Below are 15,516 nucleotides of genomic sequence, written 5' to 3' on the forward strand. Positions count from 1 at the left end.
ATGTTGAACTCGCGGCCGGCGATCGTGGCGTACGTCGAGTTACTGAGCCGGCTGGGTCATCGGCGTGCGGCCGCGCCGGCCAGCAGCCGCTTCGCGTACGGGGCCTCGAGCTTGAGGTAGCGCCCGGCCAGCCGCCCCGGGTCGGTCCCCAGCCGGTGGGCCCACTCCAGACCGGTCTTCTGCATCCAGCGGGGCGCCCGCTCGACGTCGCCGGCCACGAAGTTGACCGCCGCGCCGCAGCCGATGAACCAGGCCCGCGGCAGCTCGGCCCGCAACCGGGTGATCACGCCCTCCTGCTTCGGGAAGCCCAGTCCGACGAAGACCAGGTCGGGTTCCGCCCCGGCCACCTTGCGGCACAGGTCGGCGAAGGACTCCTCGTCGCGCTCGAAGCCGTACGGCGGGCACAGCGTCCCGGCGATCCGCAGCCCCGGGCACTCCCGCGCCAAGCGGTCGGCGGCCCGGGTGGCACCGTCCTTGGTCCCGTCGGCCGCCGGCGTGCCGCCGACGACGAAGATCGATCGGCGGTCGTGGGCCAGGCCGCGCGACAGCGACCAGATCAGGCTGCTGCCCGCCACGCGTTCCGGCAGCGGGGTGCCGCTGAGCTTGCTGGCCCAGACCAGGGGCATGCCGTCGGCGACCACCAGGTCGGCGTCGTCGAGGTAACCACGGACCTCGCTGTCCACCTGGGCCTGGCGCAGGATGTCGACGTTCGGGGTCAGGATCCGGCCGCCCCGGCCCGCATCGATGGCCTCGCGGACGACGGCCACCACCTCCTCCTCGGTGATCCGGTCGAATCCCGTGCCGTCCAGATGCACCCGGTCGAATGCCTCGATTGTCATGCGACGCCTCCTTCACCCTTGTTCGCTCGTTATAGGAGCGAAACGAGCGAAGGTGGGCCAAAGTGGCACGGGTTCTTTATTTGGGTGGATTAGGACGAAGCGGAACAACGCTCGTCGAGCGCCTCCTCGGCGAGCTGCCCTCCGTGTGCTCGCTCGGCGAGATCGTCCATCTCTGGCAGCGCGACATCCGCAACGACGAGCGCTGCGGCTGCGGCGCCCGCTTCTCGGCGTGCACGTTCTGGAAGCGCGTCGGCGAACGCGCCTTCGGCCACTGGGGCAATGTGGACGTTGAGCGGGTGCACGCGCTGCGCGACGTCGTCGAGCGCACCCGGCACATCCCCCGCCTGGCCGGCGCCCAGTTGCCGCCGGCCCAGCGCGCCGACGTCCGCGAGTACGCGAGCTTCTACGCCCGGGTCTACTCGGCGGCCGCGGCGGTCTCCGGCGCCCAGGTGGTCGTCGACTCCTCCAAGCACAGCGCCCTGGCGCACGTGCTGCGCTGGGCCGACGACGTCGATCTGCGGGTCGTGCACGTGGTGCGGGACGCGCGCGGGGTCGCGTACTCGTGGACCAAGACCGTCGCCCGGCCGGAGACGGACGGCAGCGAGGAGATGACGCGCTACTCCCCCGGCCGTTCGGCTCTGCTGTGGAACGCGCACAACGCGGCCTTCGGGCTGCTCTCGCGCCGCGGCGTGCCGGTCCGCCGGATCCGCTACGAGCAGTTCCTCACCGACCCGCGAGCCGCGCTGCGCGAACTCGCCGAGTACGCCGGTGTCCCGGTCTCCGACGCCGGCCTCGGTTTCCTCGGCGACGGTTACGCCGACCTGCGGGTCGGTCACAGCGCGGCCGGCAACCCGATGCGCTTCAGCGTCGGCCGGCTGCCGCTGCGCCGCGACGACGCCTGGGTACGCGCACTGCCCAGCGGCCAGCGCCGGCTGGTCGGCGCGGTGTGCGCCCCGATGCTGCGCGCGTACGGCTACCCGCTCAACCCCGCAGAAGTGCCCCAGGAGGCGTGATGAACTGGCCGTCCGTCGGTGTCGTGATCCCCACCCGCAACCGTCCCGAACTGCTCCGCAAGGCGATCGCCGGGGTACGCGCCCAGCGTTACCCGGGCGAGCTGAAGATCGTGGTGGTCTACGACCAGACCGAGCCCGACTACCTGCTCGCCTCCACCGACGGCGTCCAGGTGCTGGTGCTGACGAACTGGCGCACCTCCGGGCTGGCCGGCGCCCGCAACACCGGCATCCTGGCGCTGGACAGCGAGTACGTGGCCTTCTGCGACGACGACGACCAGTGGGCGCCGGACAAGCTGCGCCGTCAGGTGGCCGCCCTGGTGGCCGAGCCCGACTCGGAGATGGCGACCTGCGCGATCGAGGTCGAGTACGAGGGCCGGACCACCCCGCGGCTGGCCGGGCGCAGCCGGGTGACGGTCGACGAGCTGGCCCGTTCCCGGATGGCGATGCTGCACTCGTCGTCGTTCCTGATCCGCCGGGACGCGCTGGCCGAGTCAGCGATCGGACTGGTCGCCGAGGATGCGCCGGGCAGCCAGAACGAGGACTGGGACATGCTGCTGCGGGCGGCCCGCCGCGCGCCGATCGTGCACCTGGACGAGCCGCTGGTCCGGGTCCTGTGGGGCCGCACCTCGCACTACGCCTACGAGTACGCCACCAAGATCTCGTCGCTGCGCTGGATGATGCAACGCCACCCGGAGATCAGCGGCTGCGGCCCGGGCGCGGCCCGCGTCTACGGTCAGCTCGCGTGCTGGTCGGCCGCGACCGGCAACCGGAGTCAGGCGTGGCAGTTCAGCAAGGAGGCGGTCCGCGCCAACTGGAAGGAGCCGCGGACGGCGATCGCCCTCGCGGCCATGACCGGCGCGGTGAAGGTGGAGAACGTGCTGTCGGCGCTGCACAAGCGGGGCCGAGGTATCTGACACACCACCTTTTGCGCACACCCGCTCAGCGGGTAGTGTTCGCACGTGTTCGAATTCGTGCGGTTATCCCGTCGTAGCGACGGTGAGTGCTGATGCTCGCGCAGCAGCGTCAGGCGGCGATCCTGGACCGGGTCCGGGCCGCCGGCGGCGTCCGCGTCAGCGAGCTGGCCAACGAGTACGGCGTCTCCGACATGACGATCCGCCGCGACCTGGAGACCCTGGCCGACCGCGGCCTGCTGGCGAAGGTACACGGCGGCGCGACCACGGTGAGCCCCGGTTCGGCCCACGAGCCCGGCTTCGCGGCCAAGTCGGTGCGCCAGCGCGCCGAGAAGGCCGCGATGGCCATGCGCGCCGCCGCGCTGGTCTCCCCCGGTGACGCCATCGCACTGTCCGCCGGCACCACGACCGCGGGTCTGGCCCAGCGGCTCGTCGACGTGCCGGCGCTCACCGTGGTGACCAACTCCATCCCGGTCGCCGACGTCTTCTACCGCGCCGGGCGCCCGGACCAGACCGTGGTCCTGACCGGCGGCACCCGTACGCCCTCGGACGCCCTGGTCGGGCCGGTGGCGGTCGCCGCGATCGGCACCCTGCACCTGGACATGCTGTTCCTGGGCGTGCACGGGATGAGCGAGCGGGCCGGTTACACGACGCCGAACCTCATGGAGGCCGACGTCAACCGGGCGCTGGTGGAGGCGGCCGAGCGGCTCGTGGTGCTGGCCGACCACACCAAGTGGGGCACCGTGGGCATCTCCTCGATCGTGTCGCTGGACCGCGCCGACGTGGTGATCACGGATGACCAACTGGACGAGGCCGCACGTGCGGTCCTGGTGGAACAGGTGAACGAGCTGATGGTGGTAAGCGCCCAATGATCTCCCAGAGGACTGCGATCCGGCTCTCCGACGGCCGCGAGCTCATCTACTTCGACGAGACCCCGGACGCCGACCGCGCCAAGTGGCCGGACACCCGGCACCTGCCGCCCCCGCCACCGACCTCCCAGCTGCGGTACGACCCGCTGGTCGACGAGTGGGTGGCGGTCGCGGCGCACCGGCAGACCCGCACCTTCCTGCCGCCCAGCGACAAGTGCCCGCTGTGCCCGTCGACGCCGGAGTTCGCCAGCGAGATCCCCGCGCCGGACTACGACGTGGTGGTGTTCGAAAACCAGTTCCCGTCGTTCAGCGACCGGGTCAAGCCGGACGAGATCACCGCGCTGACCGACATGGTCCCGGTCCGGCCGGGCATCGGGCGCACCGAGGTGGTCTGCTTCACCAGCGACCACAACAGCTCCTTCGGCACGCTGCCGCCGGCCCGGGTCCGCACGGTGCTCGACGCGCTGGCCGACCGGACGACCGAGATGTCGGCACTGCCGGGCATCGCCCAGGTGTTTCCGTTCGAGAACCGCGGCATCGAGATCGGCGTGACGCTGAGCCACCCGCACGGGCAGATCTACGCGTACCCGACGGTGCCGCCGCGCACCGAGGCCATGCTGCGGGCGGCGCGCAAGCACGCCGAGCACACCGGCGGCCGCAACCTGTACGCCGACGTGCTGGCCGCGGAGCAGAAGGCCCAGGTCCGCGTGGTGGCGTCCAACGAGCACTGGACGGCGTACGTCCCGGCGGCGGCCCGCTGGCCGTACGAGGTGCAGCTGGCCCCGCACCGCCAGGTCGCGGACATCCCGGCCCTGAGCGACGCCGAACGTGACGCCTTCGCGCCGCTGTACCTGGACGTGCTGCGCCGCTTCGACGCGCTGTTCGGCAAGCCGATGCCCTACATCTCGGCCTGGCACCAGGCGGTGGTCGGCGAGGGCCGCGAGCTGGGTTACCTGCACCTCCAGCTGTTCAGCATCCGCCGGGCGGCGGACAAGCTGAAGTACCTGGCCGGCTCGGAGTCGGCGATGGGCGCGTTCGTCAACGACATCGTCCCGGAAGCCGCCGCCCAGCGTCTCCGCGAGGCTCTCTAGCCTCAGTCGGCCACGATGTTGCGCGGGGCGCTCTAGCTCTCAGTCGGCCACGATGTTGCGCGGGGCGCTCGGCGGCCAGTTGTGGTCGGGGGCGACCTGCCGGGCCACCTGGCGGCCGATGTCGCGCAGCTGGGCCACCTGCTCGGGGCGCAACGCGTCGAAGACGTAGCGCCGGACCGCCGCGACGTGGCCGGGCGCGGCCTCCACGACCATGTCCCAGCCGGGGTCGGTGAGCACCGCCTCGACGAATCGGCCGTTCTCGGGGCTGGGCTCGCGGAAGACCCAGCCCCGCTGCTCCAGGCGCTTGACCACGTTGGACAGCCGGGACAGCGAGCCGTTCACGAACTGGGCCAGCACGCTCATCCGCAGCCGCCGGCCGGGCGACATGGACAGGCCCGCGAGCACCAGGTACTCGAAGAACGAGATGCCGTTGTCCCGCTGGAGCTGGGCGTCGAACGCGCTCGGCAGCCGGAACATGAGCCAGGACAGGGCGAGCCAGGCGTCGCTCTCGTCGGGCGACAGCCACTGGGGTTCGTTCCGGCCTTCCACGGGATGCAGCCTACCGGCCTTGATCAGCCAACTTGACGTACGTCACTTCACGGTTGACTTCACGCTTGAAGCAAGCCATCGTTGACTTCAAGCGTGAAGTCATACTCAACAAAGGGGACGAACCATGACGTTGTTCCGGCTGGACGCCAGCATCCGGGTCGAGGGCTCGGCGAGCCGCGAGATCGCCGACCTCGTCGAGCAGGAGTGGCTGGCCGCACACCCGGGCGACCAGGTCGAGCGCCGGCACATCGGCGTCGACGTGCTGCCGGCCGACGCCTGGGGGCACGCGGTGGGCGCCGGCTTCGTCCCGCCCGAGCAGCACACCGCCGAGCAGGCGAACGCGGTGAAACTGGCCACCACCCTCACCGACGAACTGGTCAACGCGGACGCGGTGCTGCTGGCCGTGCCGCTCTACAACTGGGGCGTGTCCCAGCACTTCAAGACCTGGTTCGACCTGATCATGACGGACCCCCGCGTACGCGCCCCCGAGGGCCTGATCCCGGGCAAGCCGGTCGTCCTGGCCACCGTCCGCGGCGGCGCCTACGGCCCGGGCACCCCCAAGCACGGCTGGGACTACTCGACCCCGTACCTCCACCGCATGCTCACGGAGCAGTGGGGCGCAAACCTCACAGTCGTGGAACGCGAACTGACCCTGGCCGGCGTCAACCCGGCCCTCGACTCCCTCCGAGACCTGGCAACCCAACTCCACCAGCAGGCCCTGAGCGCAGCAGTCGAGGCAGGCCGCGCCTTCGGCGTGAAGTAACCGCAACCCAAGTCGCACTTCGCCCGTCGGCGTCGAGGGCGCCAAAACAGGCTAGGCGCCCTTTGCCGTGGCCTGTTTGGCGCCCTCGGGTCGATGGTGGCTTGGAAGCGGGCGCCCAGCTTGCCGTAGCGGGTGACGAGCCCCGCCAGTGCTTGCGCCGGTTGAAGCCGCGTTCGACCTGGTTGCGCCGCTTGCAGGCGGCCCGGTCCAACACCGGGGCCGGCCGCCGTCACGGCTCCTGCGGAGGCGATCGGTGATCCAGTCGCGAGGCTGGTCGGACGCTCACGCGGCCGGCCGCGGCCCGGCGCGGTCCTTGAGGCCAGACACCGGCCGTGGCCGTTCGGCCAGGGTATGGACCTTCGCGGTCAGCCCGCCGCGGGAGCGGCCGTTGCTTCCGCGAGCCTGCGCCTCTCGGCAACGGTCAGCCCTCTTGGCCGCTCCGGCCGCGGGCCAGCGGGCCCGCACGACCCTCGCGCCTAGGGCGAAGTGCCGGCCGAGCCTTGGAACAATTAGGGGGCGGGGGGCCCGGGACGAGGCCCCCCGCAGGGAAGGGACGGCAGGCGCAGATCGCCCACTGATCGCGCGCTGCTTCCAGAACCGGTCGGCGCCCGGGACAAGGCGGCCGGACCGGCGGGCGACCAGAAGCGCGACGCGACCGTCATCCGTTCTATCCAGGAAAACGACCGGCCCTCCCTGGAGTTACGCCGCGTACCCTTCAAAACCCGCCCTAAACATCCGTTTTACGAGCTTCATACCGCGCAAAAAGGCCGCCGGCAACTGCGCGGCGGCCTTCGTGCTTACGGCGTACGGGATCAGGCGAGCTTGCGAGCCAGGTTCTCGTCCAGGGCGTTCATGAATTCGTCCGTGGTCAGCCAGGGGGCGTCCCGCGAGATGAGCAGCGCGAGGTCCTTGGTCATCTGACCGCCCTCGACCGTCTCCACGCAGACCTTCTCCAGCGTCTCGGCGAACTCGGTGACCGCCGGGGTGCTGTCGAGCAGACCGCGGTGCTTGAGGCCGCCGGTCCAGGCGAAGATCGAGGCGATCGGGTTGGTCGAGGTCTTCTCGCCCTTCTGCCACTGCCGGTAGTGCCGGGTGACCGTGCCGTGCGCGGCTTCCGCCTCGACGGTCTTGCCGTCCGGGGTCATCAGCACGGAGGTCATCAGGCCGAGCGAGCCGAAGCCCTGCGCCACGGTGTCGGACTGCACGTCACCGTCGTAGTTCTTGCAGGCCCAGACGTAGCCGCCCTCCCACTTCATGGCGGCGGCCACCATGTCGTCGATGAGGCGGTGCTCGTAGGTGAGGCCGGCCGCCTTGAACTGGTCGGCGAACTCGGTCTCGAAGATCTCGGCGAACAGGTCCTTGAACCGGCCGTCGTACGCCTTGAGGATCGTGTTCTTCGTCGACAGGTAGACCGGGTAGTTGCGGGCCAGGCCGTACCGGAACGAGGCGCGGGCGAAGTCGCGGATCGAGTCGTCGTAGTTGTACATCGCCATCGCGACGCCGCCGCCGGGGTAGTCCGCGACGTGGAACTCCATCGGCGCGGAGCCGTCCTCGGGCGTGAACGTCACGGTCAGCTTGCCCGGGCCCGGGGTCACGAAGTCGGTGGCCTTGTACTGGTCGCCGTGGGCGTGCCGGCCGATGATGATCGGCTTGGTCCAGCCCGGCACCAGCCTGGGTACGTTCGACATGATGATCGGCTCGCGGAAGACGACACCGCCGAGGATGTTGCGGATCGTGCCGTTGGGCGACCGCCACATCTTCTTGAGGCCGAACTCCTCGACGCGGGCCTCGTCCGGGGTGATCGTCGCGCACTTGACGCCGACGCCGTGCCGCTTGATCGCGTTGGCCGCGTCGATGGTCACCTGGTCGTCGGTCTCGTCGCGGTACTGGATCGACAGGTCGTAGTACTCGAGGTTGACGTCGAGGTACGGCAGCACCAGCTGCTCGCGGATCTGCTTCCAGATGATCCGGGTCATCTCGTCGCCGTCGAGCTCCACGACCGGGTTGTTGACCTTGATCTTCGCCATCGACCGGCGCTCCTCTCCGGGACACGTGCTTCTAGCAGTACGAGCGTACTGCAGGTCGGTGGAAGATCGCCTCCCGGCCTCGCCCTAACCCTCTCGCACGAGCCGGCCCGCGCCGCCAGAATGGCGGGATGTCTGCCATCCGGAAGCTCGGCCCGCTCACCGTCATCGCACTGCCGGACGCCGAGGGACCGCATTTCGACCGGCGCGAGGACGCGCTGCCGGACGCCACGGCCGAGCAGTGGGCCGCGGCCGACGAGCGCGATCCGGGTGCGCGGACCGCGGACGGCCGCTGGTGGTTGCGCTTCCGGAGCTTCGCGATCCGGTACGGCGACAGCGGCCCGGTCACCCTCGTCGACGCAGGGATCGGGCCGGCCCACTCGCTCGCCGCCGACTGGGCTCCCGTACCCGGGCACCTGCCGGACGAGCTGGCCGCGGCCGGGATCGAGGCCGCGGACGTCGAGGCGGTCGTGCTGACCCACCTGCACACCGATCACATCGGCTGGGCCGTCCCGGCGGACTCGCCGTTCACCGACGCCCGGGTGATCGTGCAGCGCGCGGAGGTCGACGCCTTCGCCGCCGCCCGCCAGCAGGACGCGCTGCTGCGGCCGCTGAGGGACCAGGGGCGGTTGCAGGTGGTCGAGGGCGACACCGAGCTCAGCGCGGGCGTACGGCTCATCTCCACGCCCGGGCACACCCCGGGCCACCAGTCGGTGCTGGTCGAAGGCGGCGGCGAGTCGGTGCTGGTGACCGGGGACCTGCTGGTGCACGCGGTGCAGCTGGTGGATCCGGCCCTGGCGTACGGGCACGACATGGACGCGCAGCTCGCCCGCAAGAGCCGGGAGGAGGCGCTCACCGCGGCCGCCACCCGTGGCTCGTGGCTGGCGGTGTCGCACCTGGGTCAGCCGTACTGCCGTACCGGAAAATGACGGGTCTGGCCCTTCCCCCAGCTCACGTATGATGCGACTGAAGTCGCGATTCCGTTGAGGGGGTTCCCATGACCGCCGCGCTCAGCGGGCTTCCGCCCGCGGACGGCTGGACCGTCGACGACCTCCAGGCCCTGCCCGATGACGGCGTACGCCGTGAGCTCATCGATGGAGCGCTGCACGTGTCCCCCTCACCGACCAGCGTTCACCAGGTCATCGCCATGCGTCTGGGTGTCGCACTCGAGCAGACATGCCCGGACGACCTCTTCGTGAGTCAGGCCAACGACGTGGAGCTCAGCTCGCACCGGATGTTCATCCCGGATGTGCTGGTCACCACGTTCGAGGCGGCCCGCCGGCGCGCCGGCAGCTTCATGGCGGACGAGGTCGTGCTGGCGGTGGAGATCGTGTCGCCGGGCTCACAGAGCGTGGACCGGGTGCTCAAGCCGGCCCTGTACGCGAAGGCCGGCATCCCGAACTTCTGGCTGATCGAGACCGACGGCGGCATCACCGTGCAGACGCACCGGCTCAACCGCGAGGCGGGAACGTACGAACCGTCGGGGTCCTTCACCGACGTGATCAGCGTCGCGATCCCGTGGCCGCTCGAGGTCCCGATCGCCGCGTTGCGCCCCCGCAACTTCTGAACATGGGAAAGGCCGGGGCACACGGCCCCGGCCTTCCCGACGATCATCAGAGCGAAGCGACGTCCGCCTGCTTGGCGCGGACGGCCTCGGCGGCCTCCTTGAGGCCGGCCAGCTCGCTCTCGGTGAGGTCGGTCTCGACGACCCGCTTCACACCCTCCGCGCCGATCTCGGCCTCGACGCCGAGGTAGACGCCGGAGATGCCGTACTCGCCGTCGACCCAGGCGCAGACCGGCATGACCGCGCCGGAGTCCTCGGCGACAGCGCGGGCCATCCGGGCCGCGGCCGCCGACGGGGCGTAGTACGCCGAGCCGGTCTTGAGCAGCGCCACGACCTCGGCGCCGCCGTTGCGGGTGCGGGTGACCAGTTCCTCGACCTTGTCGGCCGGGAGCAGCTCGGCGACCGGCTTGCCGTTGACCGTGGACTTCGACGGCACCGGCACCATGGTGTCGCCGTGCGAGCCCAGGGTCAGCGTCTTGACGCTGCTCACCGGGACCTTCAGCTCCTCGGCCACGTTGTTGGTGAAGCGGGCCGAGTCGAGCATGCCGGCCTGGCCGAGCACCCGGTTCTTCGGGAACTGGGTGGCGATCTGGGCCAGCGCGGTCATCTCGTCCAGCGGGTTCGACACCACGATGACGACGGCGTTGGGGGCGTACTTGGCGACGTTCTCGGCCACCTGGCGGACGATCTTGGCGTTGACGCCGAGCAGGTCCATCCGGCTCATGCCCGGCTTGCGGGGCAGGCCGGCGGTGATCACGACGACGTCGGAGCCCTCGATGGCCTCGTAGCCCTCGCCGTTGGGGCCGGTGGTGGCGCCGACGACCTTGGTCTCGAAGCCCTCGATCGGGCGGGACTGGTTCAGGTCGAGCGCGAGGCCCTCGGGCTTGCCCTCGACGATGTCGGTGAGCACCACGGTCTCGAAGATGTCGTACTCGGCCAGACGCTGTGCGGTCGTGGACCCGTAGAAACCGGCGCCTACGACGGTGACCTTCTTGCCCATGTCTCTCACTCCCAGTCGGCGGGACGCTTTTTCCGGACCGTATCAGTCGGTTAACGGCGCATTACCGGGCAGGGCCGCCCGGGGCGAGGTAAACCACTGTTCAGGCGCTGACCTTGGCGCCGTACGCGGTCGCGAACTGCACCGCCTGGGCCATGTCGATCTTGGTGCCGTCCAGCCGGAGGCCGTGCAGCGCGACCCCGTCGAGGTCGGCGCCGCGCAGGTCGGTGCCCTTCAGGACGGCGTCCTTGAGCCGGGCGTGCGACAGGTCGGCGCCGCGCAGGTCGGCCCGGGTCAGGTCGGCGCCGGTGAGGTCGGCCTCCCGCAGCCGCAGCCCGCCGAGCTTGGCGGCGGTGAGGTTCTGCCCGCGCAGCGAGACGAAACCCCAGTCGCCACCGTCGATGGTCAGCGGCCGCAGTCCACAATCGAGGAACTGCGAGCCGGTGAGCTTGCAACCGGTCGCGGTGGCGTCGAAGAACGAGCAGCGCCGCAGCACCGACTGGGTGATCGCGCACGCGTTCAGCTCGGCGGCGTTGAAGCGCACGTTGCCGAACTCGCAGTGCGTGAACGTGCACCCGGTCAGCTTCGCCTCGGACCAGTCGACGTCGTGGAACGCGCAGTCCTCGTAGTGTGCGCGTTCCACCTCGGCGAGGGCCCAGTCCTGGCCCGCGAACGTCTCGTTCCGGACGACGTCCATCAGTGGTAGAAGTGCCGCGTACCGGTCAGGTAGACGGTCATGCCGGCCTTCTCGGCCGCCTCGATGACCAGGTTGTCGCGGATGGAGCCGCCCGGCTGCACGACCGCCTTGACGCCCGCGGCGATCAGCACCTCGAGGCCGTCCGGGAACGGGAAGAACGCGTCGGACGCGGCCACGCTGCCCTTGGCCCGGTCCGCGCCGGCCCGGTTCACCGCGAGGTGCGCCGAGTCGACCCGGTTGACCTGGCCCATGCCCACGCCGACGGTCGCGCCGTCGTGGGCCAGCAGGATCGCGTTGCTCTTCACCGAGCGGATCGCCCGCCAGGCGAAGGCCAGGTCCGCGAGTTCCTCGGCGGTGGCGGCCTCGCCGGTGGCCAGCGTCCAGCCCGCTTGCGGATCCCGAGCCCGGCGACCACCCGCTGCTGGGCCGCCTGGACCCGGCGGACGGGCCGAAGCTGCTCGCGTTGCCCGGCGAACTGGTCTGGGCCACGACGTGGGGTGAGCACGCCAATGACGTGATCGCGCCGCGGCTCGGCCTGCCCGGCCTGCCCGTCGTCACCTGGCCCGACACCGAGGACGATCCGGTGGGCGGCCGGCACTGGAAGACCGCCGGGCTGGTGCGGTGGGCGGCCGGGCGGCCGTTCGTCTGGGTCGACGACGAGGTCACCGACCGGGACCGCCGCTGGGTGGCGGCCGGCCATCCCGGCCCGGCGCTGCTGCACCGGGCCGATCCGCGCACCGGCCTCACCGATGCAGACTTCGCCGCGCTGGGCGGCTGGCTGACCGATAGGCACCTACCGGGGCACGCGTAGGTCGGACAGCGGCGGGTCGCCGAGCGGCGAGGTCTCCCACCGGGCCTCGAACGTCCCGGCCGCCGGGTCGAGCCGCAGGTGCAGGCGGTGCGGCGTCTCGACGAAGATCACATCGACGTGCAGCTGCCCGCCGGCCCAAGCGGATGCGGTGGCCAGCGGGCCCGTGGTGGTCCAGGCGCCCGGCGCGCCCAGGGCAGCGGCCAGTTCGGAGTTGCCTTCCAGCAGCCGGAGCTCGTCGGGTCCGGTGACCACCCGGACCGTGTGCAGGCCGGGAAGCTGATTGCCCGTTCCCGGTCGCAAGGTCAGCGGCGTGCGGTCCGGCTGCGGCCCGTCGGCCGCCGGACCGGCCAGGGGTACGGTCTCAGGCGTCCAGACCCGGTCGGGCGGCGCGTCCGCAGTCAGCGCGGGCAGCATGTGCGTCCACACGGCTTCCAGCACGCCCGGGGCGTCCAGGCTCTGCGACGTGATCGCCACGACCGCGTCCGCCTCCGGTAGGACGAGCATGAACTGGCCGTACGCGCCGTCGCCGCGGTAGCCGTGCCGGCTGCGCCAGAACTGGAAGCCGTACCCCTGGTCCCAGTCCGTCTCGGGGATGCCGGTCGAGATGTGCGCGCGGGTCGCTTCCTCGACCCACTGCGGGCTCAGCAGCTGCCGGTCCGCCCAGACACCGTTGCGCAGGTACAGCTGGCCCAGCTTGGCGATGGCCTCGGTCGGCACGTGCAGACCCGAGAAGCCGATCTCGCGTCCTTGCGGGTCGCGCGTCCAGCCCGTCCGCGTGATGCCCAGCGGCTCGAACAGCCGGGGCCGCAGGTACGCCGTCAGCGACTCCCCGCTGATCCGCTGGATGATCGCCGACAGCGCGTGGGTGCACGGCTGGTTGTACGCGAACACCGTCCCCGGCTCGTGCTCCGGCGGGGTGAGCAGGAAGCCGCGCAGCATGTCGCCGTCGCCGGCCGTCCGGGCCCGGTCGAAGGCGTCGCCGTCGTGCCCGCTGGCCATCGCCGCCACGTGCCGGACCAGGATCGCGCGGGACCGCTCGTCGGTCACCTCCGCGTCGAGCTCCGGGAAGTACGACAGCACGGTCGCGTCCAGGTCCACCCGGCCCTCGTCGACCGCGAAGCCGAGCGCCGTCGACGTGAAGCTCTTGCTCACCGAGTAGGCCAGCCGCGGCGTGCCCGGCTCGTACGGCGGCCACCAGTGTTCCGCGACCACGTGCCCGTGCCGCAGCACCATCAGGCTGTGCAGTTCCGCGTCGCTCAGCGCGGCGACCGCGGTGACGAACCGGTCGATCCCGGACACGTCGACGCCCTGTGCCGCCGGTCCGCTGCGCGGCAGTGCCGCCTCCCCGAGGGTTCTCATCCTCCGAACCTAGCGCCGCGGGTGGGCAGCCCGCGCGGGTGATATGAGCGTCGCGGCCCACGTCCGCGGCGCGGGCCCGCCGGGCGTGTGCGAAAGTCGACCGACGGGGTAAGGGACACTGGTCAACGTCAACGGGGTCGGCCGCGCCGGCCGGAGGTGAGGCTCGCGCATGACCGGTGATCGGTACTGATGTCGCCGGACGACCTGTTCGCCGACGGGGGCACCACCGGACGGCTGATGGCCGGGCTGGACTGGGCCGCCACGGATCTCGGTCCGGTCGGCGGGTGGCCGCAGAGCCTGCGGGCCGCCGTACGCATCGTGCTGTCCTCGCGCTATCCCATGCTGCTGCTGTGGGGCCCGCGGTTCACCCAGCTCTACAACGACGCGTACTCCGCGCTGATCGGCGACCAGCACCCGGCCGCGCTCGGCGGCGACGTGCGGGTCACCCTGGCCGACAGCTGGAACGTGCTCGAGCCGCTCATCCTCGACGCGATGGCCACCGGCGTGGCCAGCTGGGTGCCGGCCCTGCAGCTGGTCCTGGACCGGGCCGGTTACCGCGAGGAGGCGTACTTCAGCGTCTCGCACGCCCCGGCCCGCGACGACGACGGCACCACCATGGGGGTGCTCACCGTCTGCAGCGAGGTCACCGACCAGATCGTCGGGGAGCGGCGGCTGCGCCTGCTGCGGGACCTGTCGCTGCCGGCCGGCACGGATCCCGTGGACGTCGCCGAGACCTGCGCCCGGCTGTCGGCGGTGATCGGCGAGCAGCCGCTGGATGTGCCGTTCGCCGCGATCTATCTGCGCGACGGCGGGACGCTACGGCTGGCGGCGTGCGTCGGTGCCGACGCGGACAACAGTCCGGTGCAGGCGGCGCTGCCCGCGTCACTGAGTCTGGCGGAGGCGGCGGCTGATTCCGCGTACCCGGAAGGCGACGATCCCTGGGGCCTGCGGGCCGCCGCCGCGGGCCGCACCGCCCGGACCGACGACGTGGTGAAGCGGGTCGCCGTGACCGGTGGTCCCTGGGGTGACCCGGTCCGGGCCGCCGTCGCGCAGCCGCTGCCGTCGGCCGACCGTGAGCAGCCCGTCGGGGTCATCCTCACCGGGATCAGCCCCAGCCGCGGCCTCGACGAGACCTACCGTTCCTTCCTGCAGCTGCTCGCCCAGCAGGTCGCCGTCGCGGTCCGCAACGCCCAGGCGTACCAGGAGGAACGGGAGCGCGCGGAGTCGCTGGCCGAGCTCGACCGGGTCAAGACCGGCTTCTTCACCAACGTCAGCCACGAGTTCCGCACCCCGCTGACGCTGATGCTCGGACCGCTCGCCGACGCCCTGGCCGACCGGGACGAGCCGCTGCCGGCCGGGCAGCGTGAGCGGGTGGACACCGCCTGGCGCAACGCCAACCGGCTGCTGGGCCTGGTCAACGATCTGCTGACGTTCTCCAGCCTGGAGGCCGGCCGGGCCGGGCACGCGCCCCGCTCACTCGACCTGGCCACCTGGACGGCGGAGCTCGCGGGGGTCTTCCGGTCCGCCGTGGAACGCGCCGGGCTGCGTCTGGTCGTGGACTGCCCGCCGCTGCCCCGGCCGGTCGCCGTCGACGCGGGCAACTGGGAGAAAATCGTCACCAACCTGATCTCCAACGCCCTCAAGTTCACCTTCGTCGGCGAGATCCGGGTGACGCTGGCGGCGGACGACGAGCGGATCCGGCTGCGGGTCACGGACACCGGGATCGGCATCGACGCCGCGGAGCTGCCGCGGCTGTTCGACCGGTTCCACCGGGTCCAGGGTGTGCGCTCGCGCAGCCACGAGGGCACCGGCATCGGCCTGGCGATGGTCCGCGAGCTGAGCCGGCTGCAGGGCGGCGACGTGCAGGCCGAGAGCACGCCGGGGGAGGGCACCACCTTCACCGTGACCCTGCCGTGGACCGCGGTCGAGCCGGTCGCGGAGCCCGCGGCCACGCCGGCCTTCTCCACCGCCGAGGCGGCCGTCCGCGAGGTCACCGGCTGGCTCGACGACGACGGCGGCGCCGGGGCGC

General features: G+C 71.5%; 14 protein-coding genes and 2 pseudogenes. 9 read left to right on the forward strand and 7 right to left on the reverse strand.

Features of this window, described 5'->3' with window-relative positions:
- Nucleotides 1-56: 56 nt before the first annotated feature.
- Nucleotides 57-839 (reverse strand): WecB/TagA/CpsF family glycosyltransferase, encoded by a 783-nt coding sequence (locus tag AB0C29_RS10000; protein ID WP_360817882.1) that lies wholly within the window; start codon nucleotides 837-839, stop codon nucleotides 57-59.
- A gap of 62 nt (nucleotides 840-901) precedes the next feature.
- On the opposite strand from AB0C29_RS10000, the gene AB0C29_RS10005 reads away from it, so the two are divergent.
- The 4 genes from AB0C29_RS10005 to galT all read left to right on the forward strand — a co-directional run bounded on the left by AB0C29_RS10005 (nucleotide 902) and on the right by galT (nucleotide 4,723).
- Nucleotides 902-1,852 (forward strand): sulfotransferase, encoded by a 951-nt coding sequence (locus tag AB0C29_RS10005; RefSeq protein WP_360817885.1) that lies wholly within the window; start codon nucleotides 902-904, stop codon nucleotides 1,850-1,852.
- Complete coding sequence (locus AB0C29_RS10010) at nucleotides 1,852-2,766, forward strand: glycosyltransferase family A protein (protein ID WP_360817888.1); 915 nt, start codon at nucleotides 1,852-1,854, stop codon at nucleotides 2,764-2,766. The genes AB0C29_RS10005 and AB0C29_RS10010 overlap by 1 nt, the downstream gene beginning before the upstream one ends.
- Before the next feature lie 92 nt (nucleotides 2,767-2,858).
- The gene (locus AB0C29_RS10015) at nucleotides 2,859-3,635 is read left to right on the forward strand and encodes a DeoR/GlpR family DNA-binding transcription regulator (RefSeq protein ID WP_360817891.1); all 777 of its coding nucleotides are present in this window, start codon (nucleotides 2,859-2,861) and stop codon (nucleotides 3,633-3,635) included.
- Nucleotides 3,632-4,723 carry a galactose-1-phosphate uridylyltransferase gene (gene galT, locus AB0C29_RS10020; RefSeq protein WP_360555986.1) on the forward strand — a complete coding sequence of 364 codons (1,092 nt, stop codon included), beginning with the start codon at nucleotides 3,632-3,634 and terminating at the stop codon, nucleotides 4,721-4,723. The genes AB0C29_RS10015 and galT overlap by 4 nt, the downstream gene beginning before the upstream one ends.
- Nucleotides 4,724-4,762: 39 nt before the next feature.
- On the opposite strand, the gene AB0C29_RS10025 is transcribed toward galT, so the two are convergent.
- Nucleotides 4,763-5,272: a MarR family transcriptional regulator gene (locus AB0C29_RS10025; RefSeq protein ID WP_360817894.1), complete on the reverse strand. Its 510-nt coding sequence runs from the start codon at nucleotides 5,270-5,272 to the stop codon at nucleotides 4,763-4,765.
- Between the two features lie 124 nt (nucleotides 5,273-5,396).
- On the opposite strand from AB0C29_RS10025, the gene AB0C29_RS10030 reads away from it, so the two are divergent.
- A complete protein-coding gene (locus AB0C29_RS10030; RefSeq protein ID WP_360817897.1) occupies nucleotides 5,397-6,035 on the forward strand; it encodes an NAD(P)H-dependent oxidoreductase in 639 nt (212 codons plus the stop codon).
- Between the two features lie 812 nt (nucleotides 6,036-6,847).
- On the opposite strand, the gene AB0C29_RS10035 is transcribed toward AB0C29_RS10030, so the two are convergent.
- On the reverse strand, nucleotides 6,848-8,062 hold the full coding sequence (locus tag AB0C29_RS10035; RefSeq protein WP_360817900.1) for an NADP-dependent isocitrate dehydrogenase: 1,215 nt from the start codon (nucleotides 8,060-8,062) through the stop codon (nucleotides 6,848-6,850).
- A 128-nt stretch (nucleotides 8,063-8,190) separates the two neighbouring features.
- Between AB0C29_RS10035 and AB0C29_RS10040 the strand changes: the two genes are divergently transcribed.
- On the forward strand, nucleotides 8,191-8,988 hold the full coding sequence (locus AB0C29_RS10040; protein ID WP_360817903.1) for an MBL fold metallo-hydrolase: 798 nt from the start codon (nucleotides 8,191-8,193) through the stop codon (nucleotides 8,986-8,988).
- Between the two features lie 68 nt (nucleotides 8,989-9,056).
- Complete coding sequence (locus tag AB0C29_RS10045; RefSeq protein WP_360817906.1) at nucleotides 9,057-9,626, forward strand: Uma2 family endonuclease; 570 nt, start codon at nucleotides 9,057-9,059, stop codon at nucleotides 9,624-9,626.
- Between the two features lie 46 nt (nucleotides 9,627-9,672).
- Here AB0C29_RS10045 and mdh read toward each other — a convergent pair whose 3' ends face one another.
- From mdh to purH, 3 genes and pseudogenes are all read right to left on the reverse strand, one after another.
- On the reverse strand, nucleotides 9,673-10,623 hold the full coding sequence (gene mdh, locus AB0C29_RS10050; protein WP_360817909.1) for a malate dehydrogenase: 951 nt from the start codon (nucleotides 10,621-10,623) through the stop codon (nucleotides 9,673-9,675).
- Nucleotides 10,624-10,723: 100 nt separating this feature from the next.
- Nucleotides 10,724-11,317: a pentapeptide repeat-containing protein gene (locus AB0C29_RS10055; protein ID WP_360817912.1), complete on the reverse strand. Its 594-nt coding sequence runs from the start codon at nucleotides 11,315-11,317 to the stop codon at nucleotides 10,724-10,726.
- Nucleotides 11,317-11,706 (reverse strand): annotated as a pseudogene (gene purH, locus AB0C29_RS10060) (bifunctional phosphoribosylaminoimidazolecarboxamide formyltransferase/IMP cyclohydrolase); the annotation flags it as partial. The pseudogene purH and the gene AB0C29_RS10055, both read right to left, overlap by 1 nt.
- 23 nt (nucleotides 11,707-11,729) lie before the next feature.
- Between purH and AB0C29_RS10065 the strand changes: the two are divergent.
- Nucleotides 11,730-12,128, forward strand: a pseudogene (locus AB0C29_RS10065) (hypothetical protein); the annotation flags it as partial.
- On the opposite strand, the gene AB0C29_RS10070 reads toward AB0C29_RS10065, so the two are convergent.
- Nucleotides 12,111-13,487, reverse strand: a complete 1,377-nt coding sequence (locus tag AB0C29_RS10070) for a serine hydrolase domain-containing protein (RefSeq protein ID WP_360817915.1) — start codon at nucleotides 13,485-13,487, stop codon at nucleotides 12,111-12,113. The pseudogene AB0C29_RS10065 and the gene AB0C29_RS10070 overlap by 18 nt on opposite strands.
- A gap of 189 nt (nucleotides 13,488-13,676) precedes the next feature.
- On the opposite strand from AB0C29_RS10070, the gene AB0C29_RS10075 reads away from it, so the two are divergent.
- Nucleotides 13,677-15,516: HAMP domain-containing sensor histidine kinase (locus AB0C29_RS10075; protein WP_360817918.1), on the forward strand; the 1,840-nt coding region annotated here is incomplete at its 3' end.

It is taken from the genome of Actinoplanes sp. NPDC048791 (genome assembly GCF_040650095.1).
Classification (GTDB): Bacteria; Actinomycetota; Actinomycetes; order Mycobacteriales; family Micromonosporaceae; genus Actinoplanes.

What these genes read in the sequence shown, in the direction of transcription:
- AB0C29_RS10070 (WP_360817915.1), bottom strand. Translation starts at nt 13,487, where the DNA reads ATGAGAACCCTCGGGGAGGCGGCACTGCCGCGCAGCGGACCGGCGGCA.
- AB0C29_RS10015 (WP_360817891.1), top strand. Translation starts at nt 2,859, where the DNA reads ATGCTCGCGCAGCAGCGTCAGGCGGCGATCCTGGACCGGGTCCGGGCC.
- AB0C29_RS10035 (WP_360817900.1), bottom strand. Translation starts at nt 8,062, where the DNA reads ATGGCGAAGATCAAGGTCAACAACCCGGTCGTGGAGCTCGACGGCGAC.
- AB0C29_RS10000 (WP_360817882.1), bottom strand. Translation starts at nt 839, where the DNA reads ATGACAATCGAGGCATTCGACCGGGTGCATCTGGACGGCACGGGATTC.
- AB0C29_RS10045 (WP_360817906.1), top strand. Translation starts at nt 9,057, where the DNA reads ATGACCGCCGCGCTCAGCGGGCTTCCGCCCGCGGACGGCTGGACCGTC.
- galT (WP_360555986.1), top strand. Translation starts at nt 3,632, where the DNA reads ATGATCTCCCAGAGGACTGCGATCCGGCTCTCCGACGGCCGCGAGCTC.
- AB0C29_RS10040 (WP_360817903.1), top strand. Translation starts at nt 8,191, where the DNA reads ATGTCTGCCATCCGGAAGCTCGGCCCGCTCACCGTCATCGCACTGCCG.
- AB0C29_RS10055 (WP_360817912.1), bottom strand. Translation starts at nt 11,317, where the DNA reads ATGGACGTCGTCCGGAACGAGACGTTCGCGGGCCAGGACTGGGCCCTC.
- AB0C29_RS10010 (WP_360817888.1), top strand. Translation starts at nt 1,852, where the DNA reads ATGAACTGGCCGTCCGTCGGTGTCGTGATCCCCACCCGCAACCGTCCC.
- AB0C29_RS10030 (WP_360817897.1), top strand. Translation starts at nt 5,397, where the DNA reads ATGACGTTGTTCCGGCTGGACGCCAGCATCCGGGTCGAGGGCTCGGCG.
- mdh (WP_360817909.1), bottom strand. Translation starts at nt 10,623, where the DNA reads ATGGGCAAGAAGGTCACCGTCGTAGGCGCCGGTTTCTACGGGTCCACG.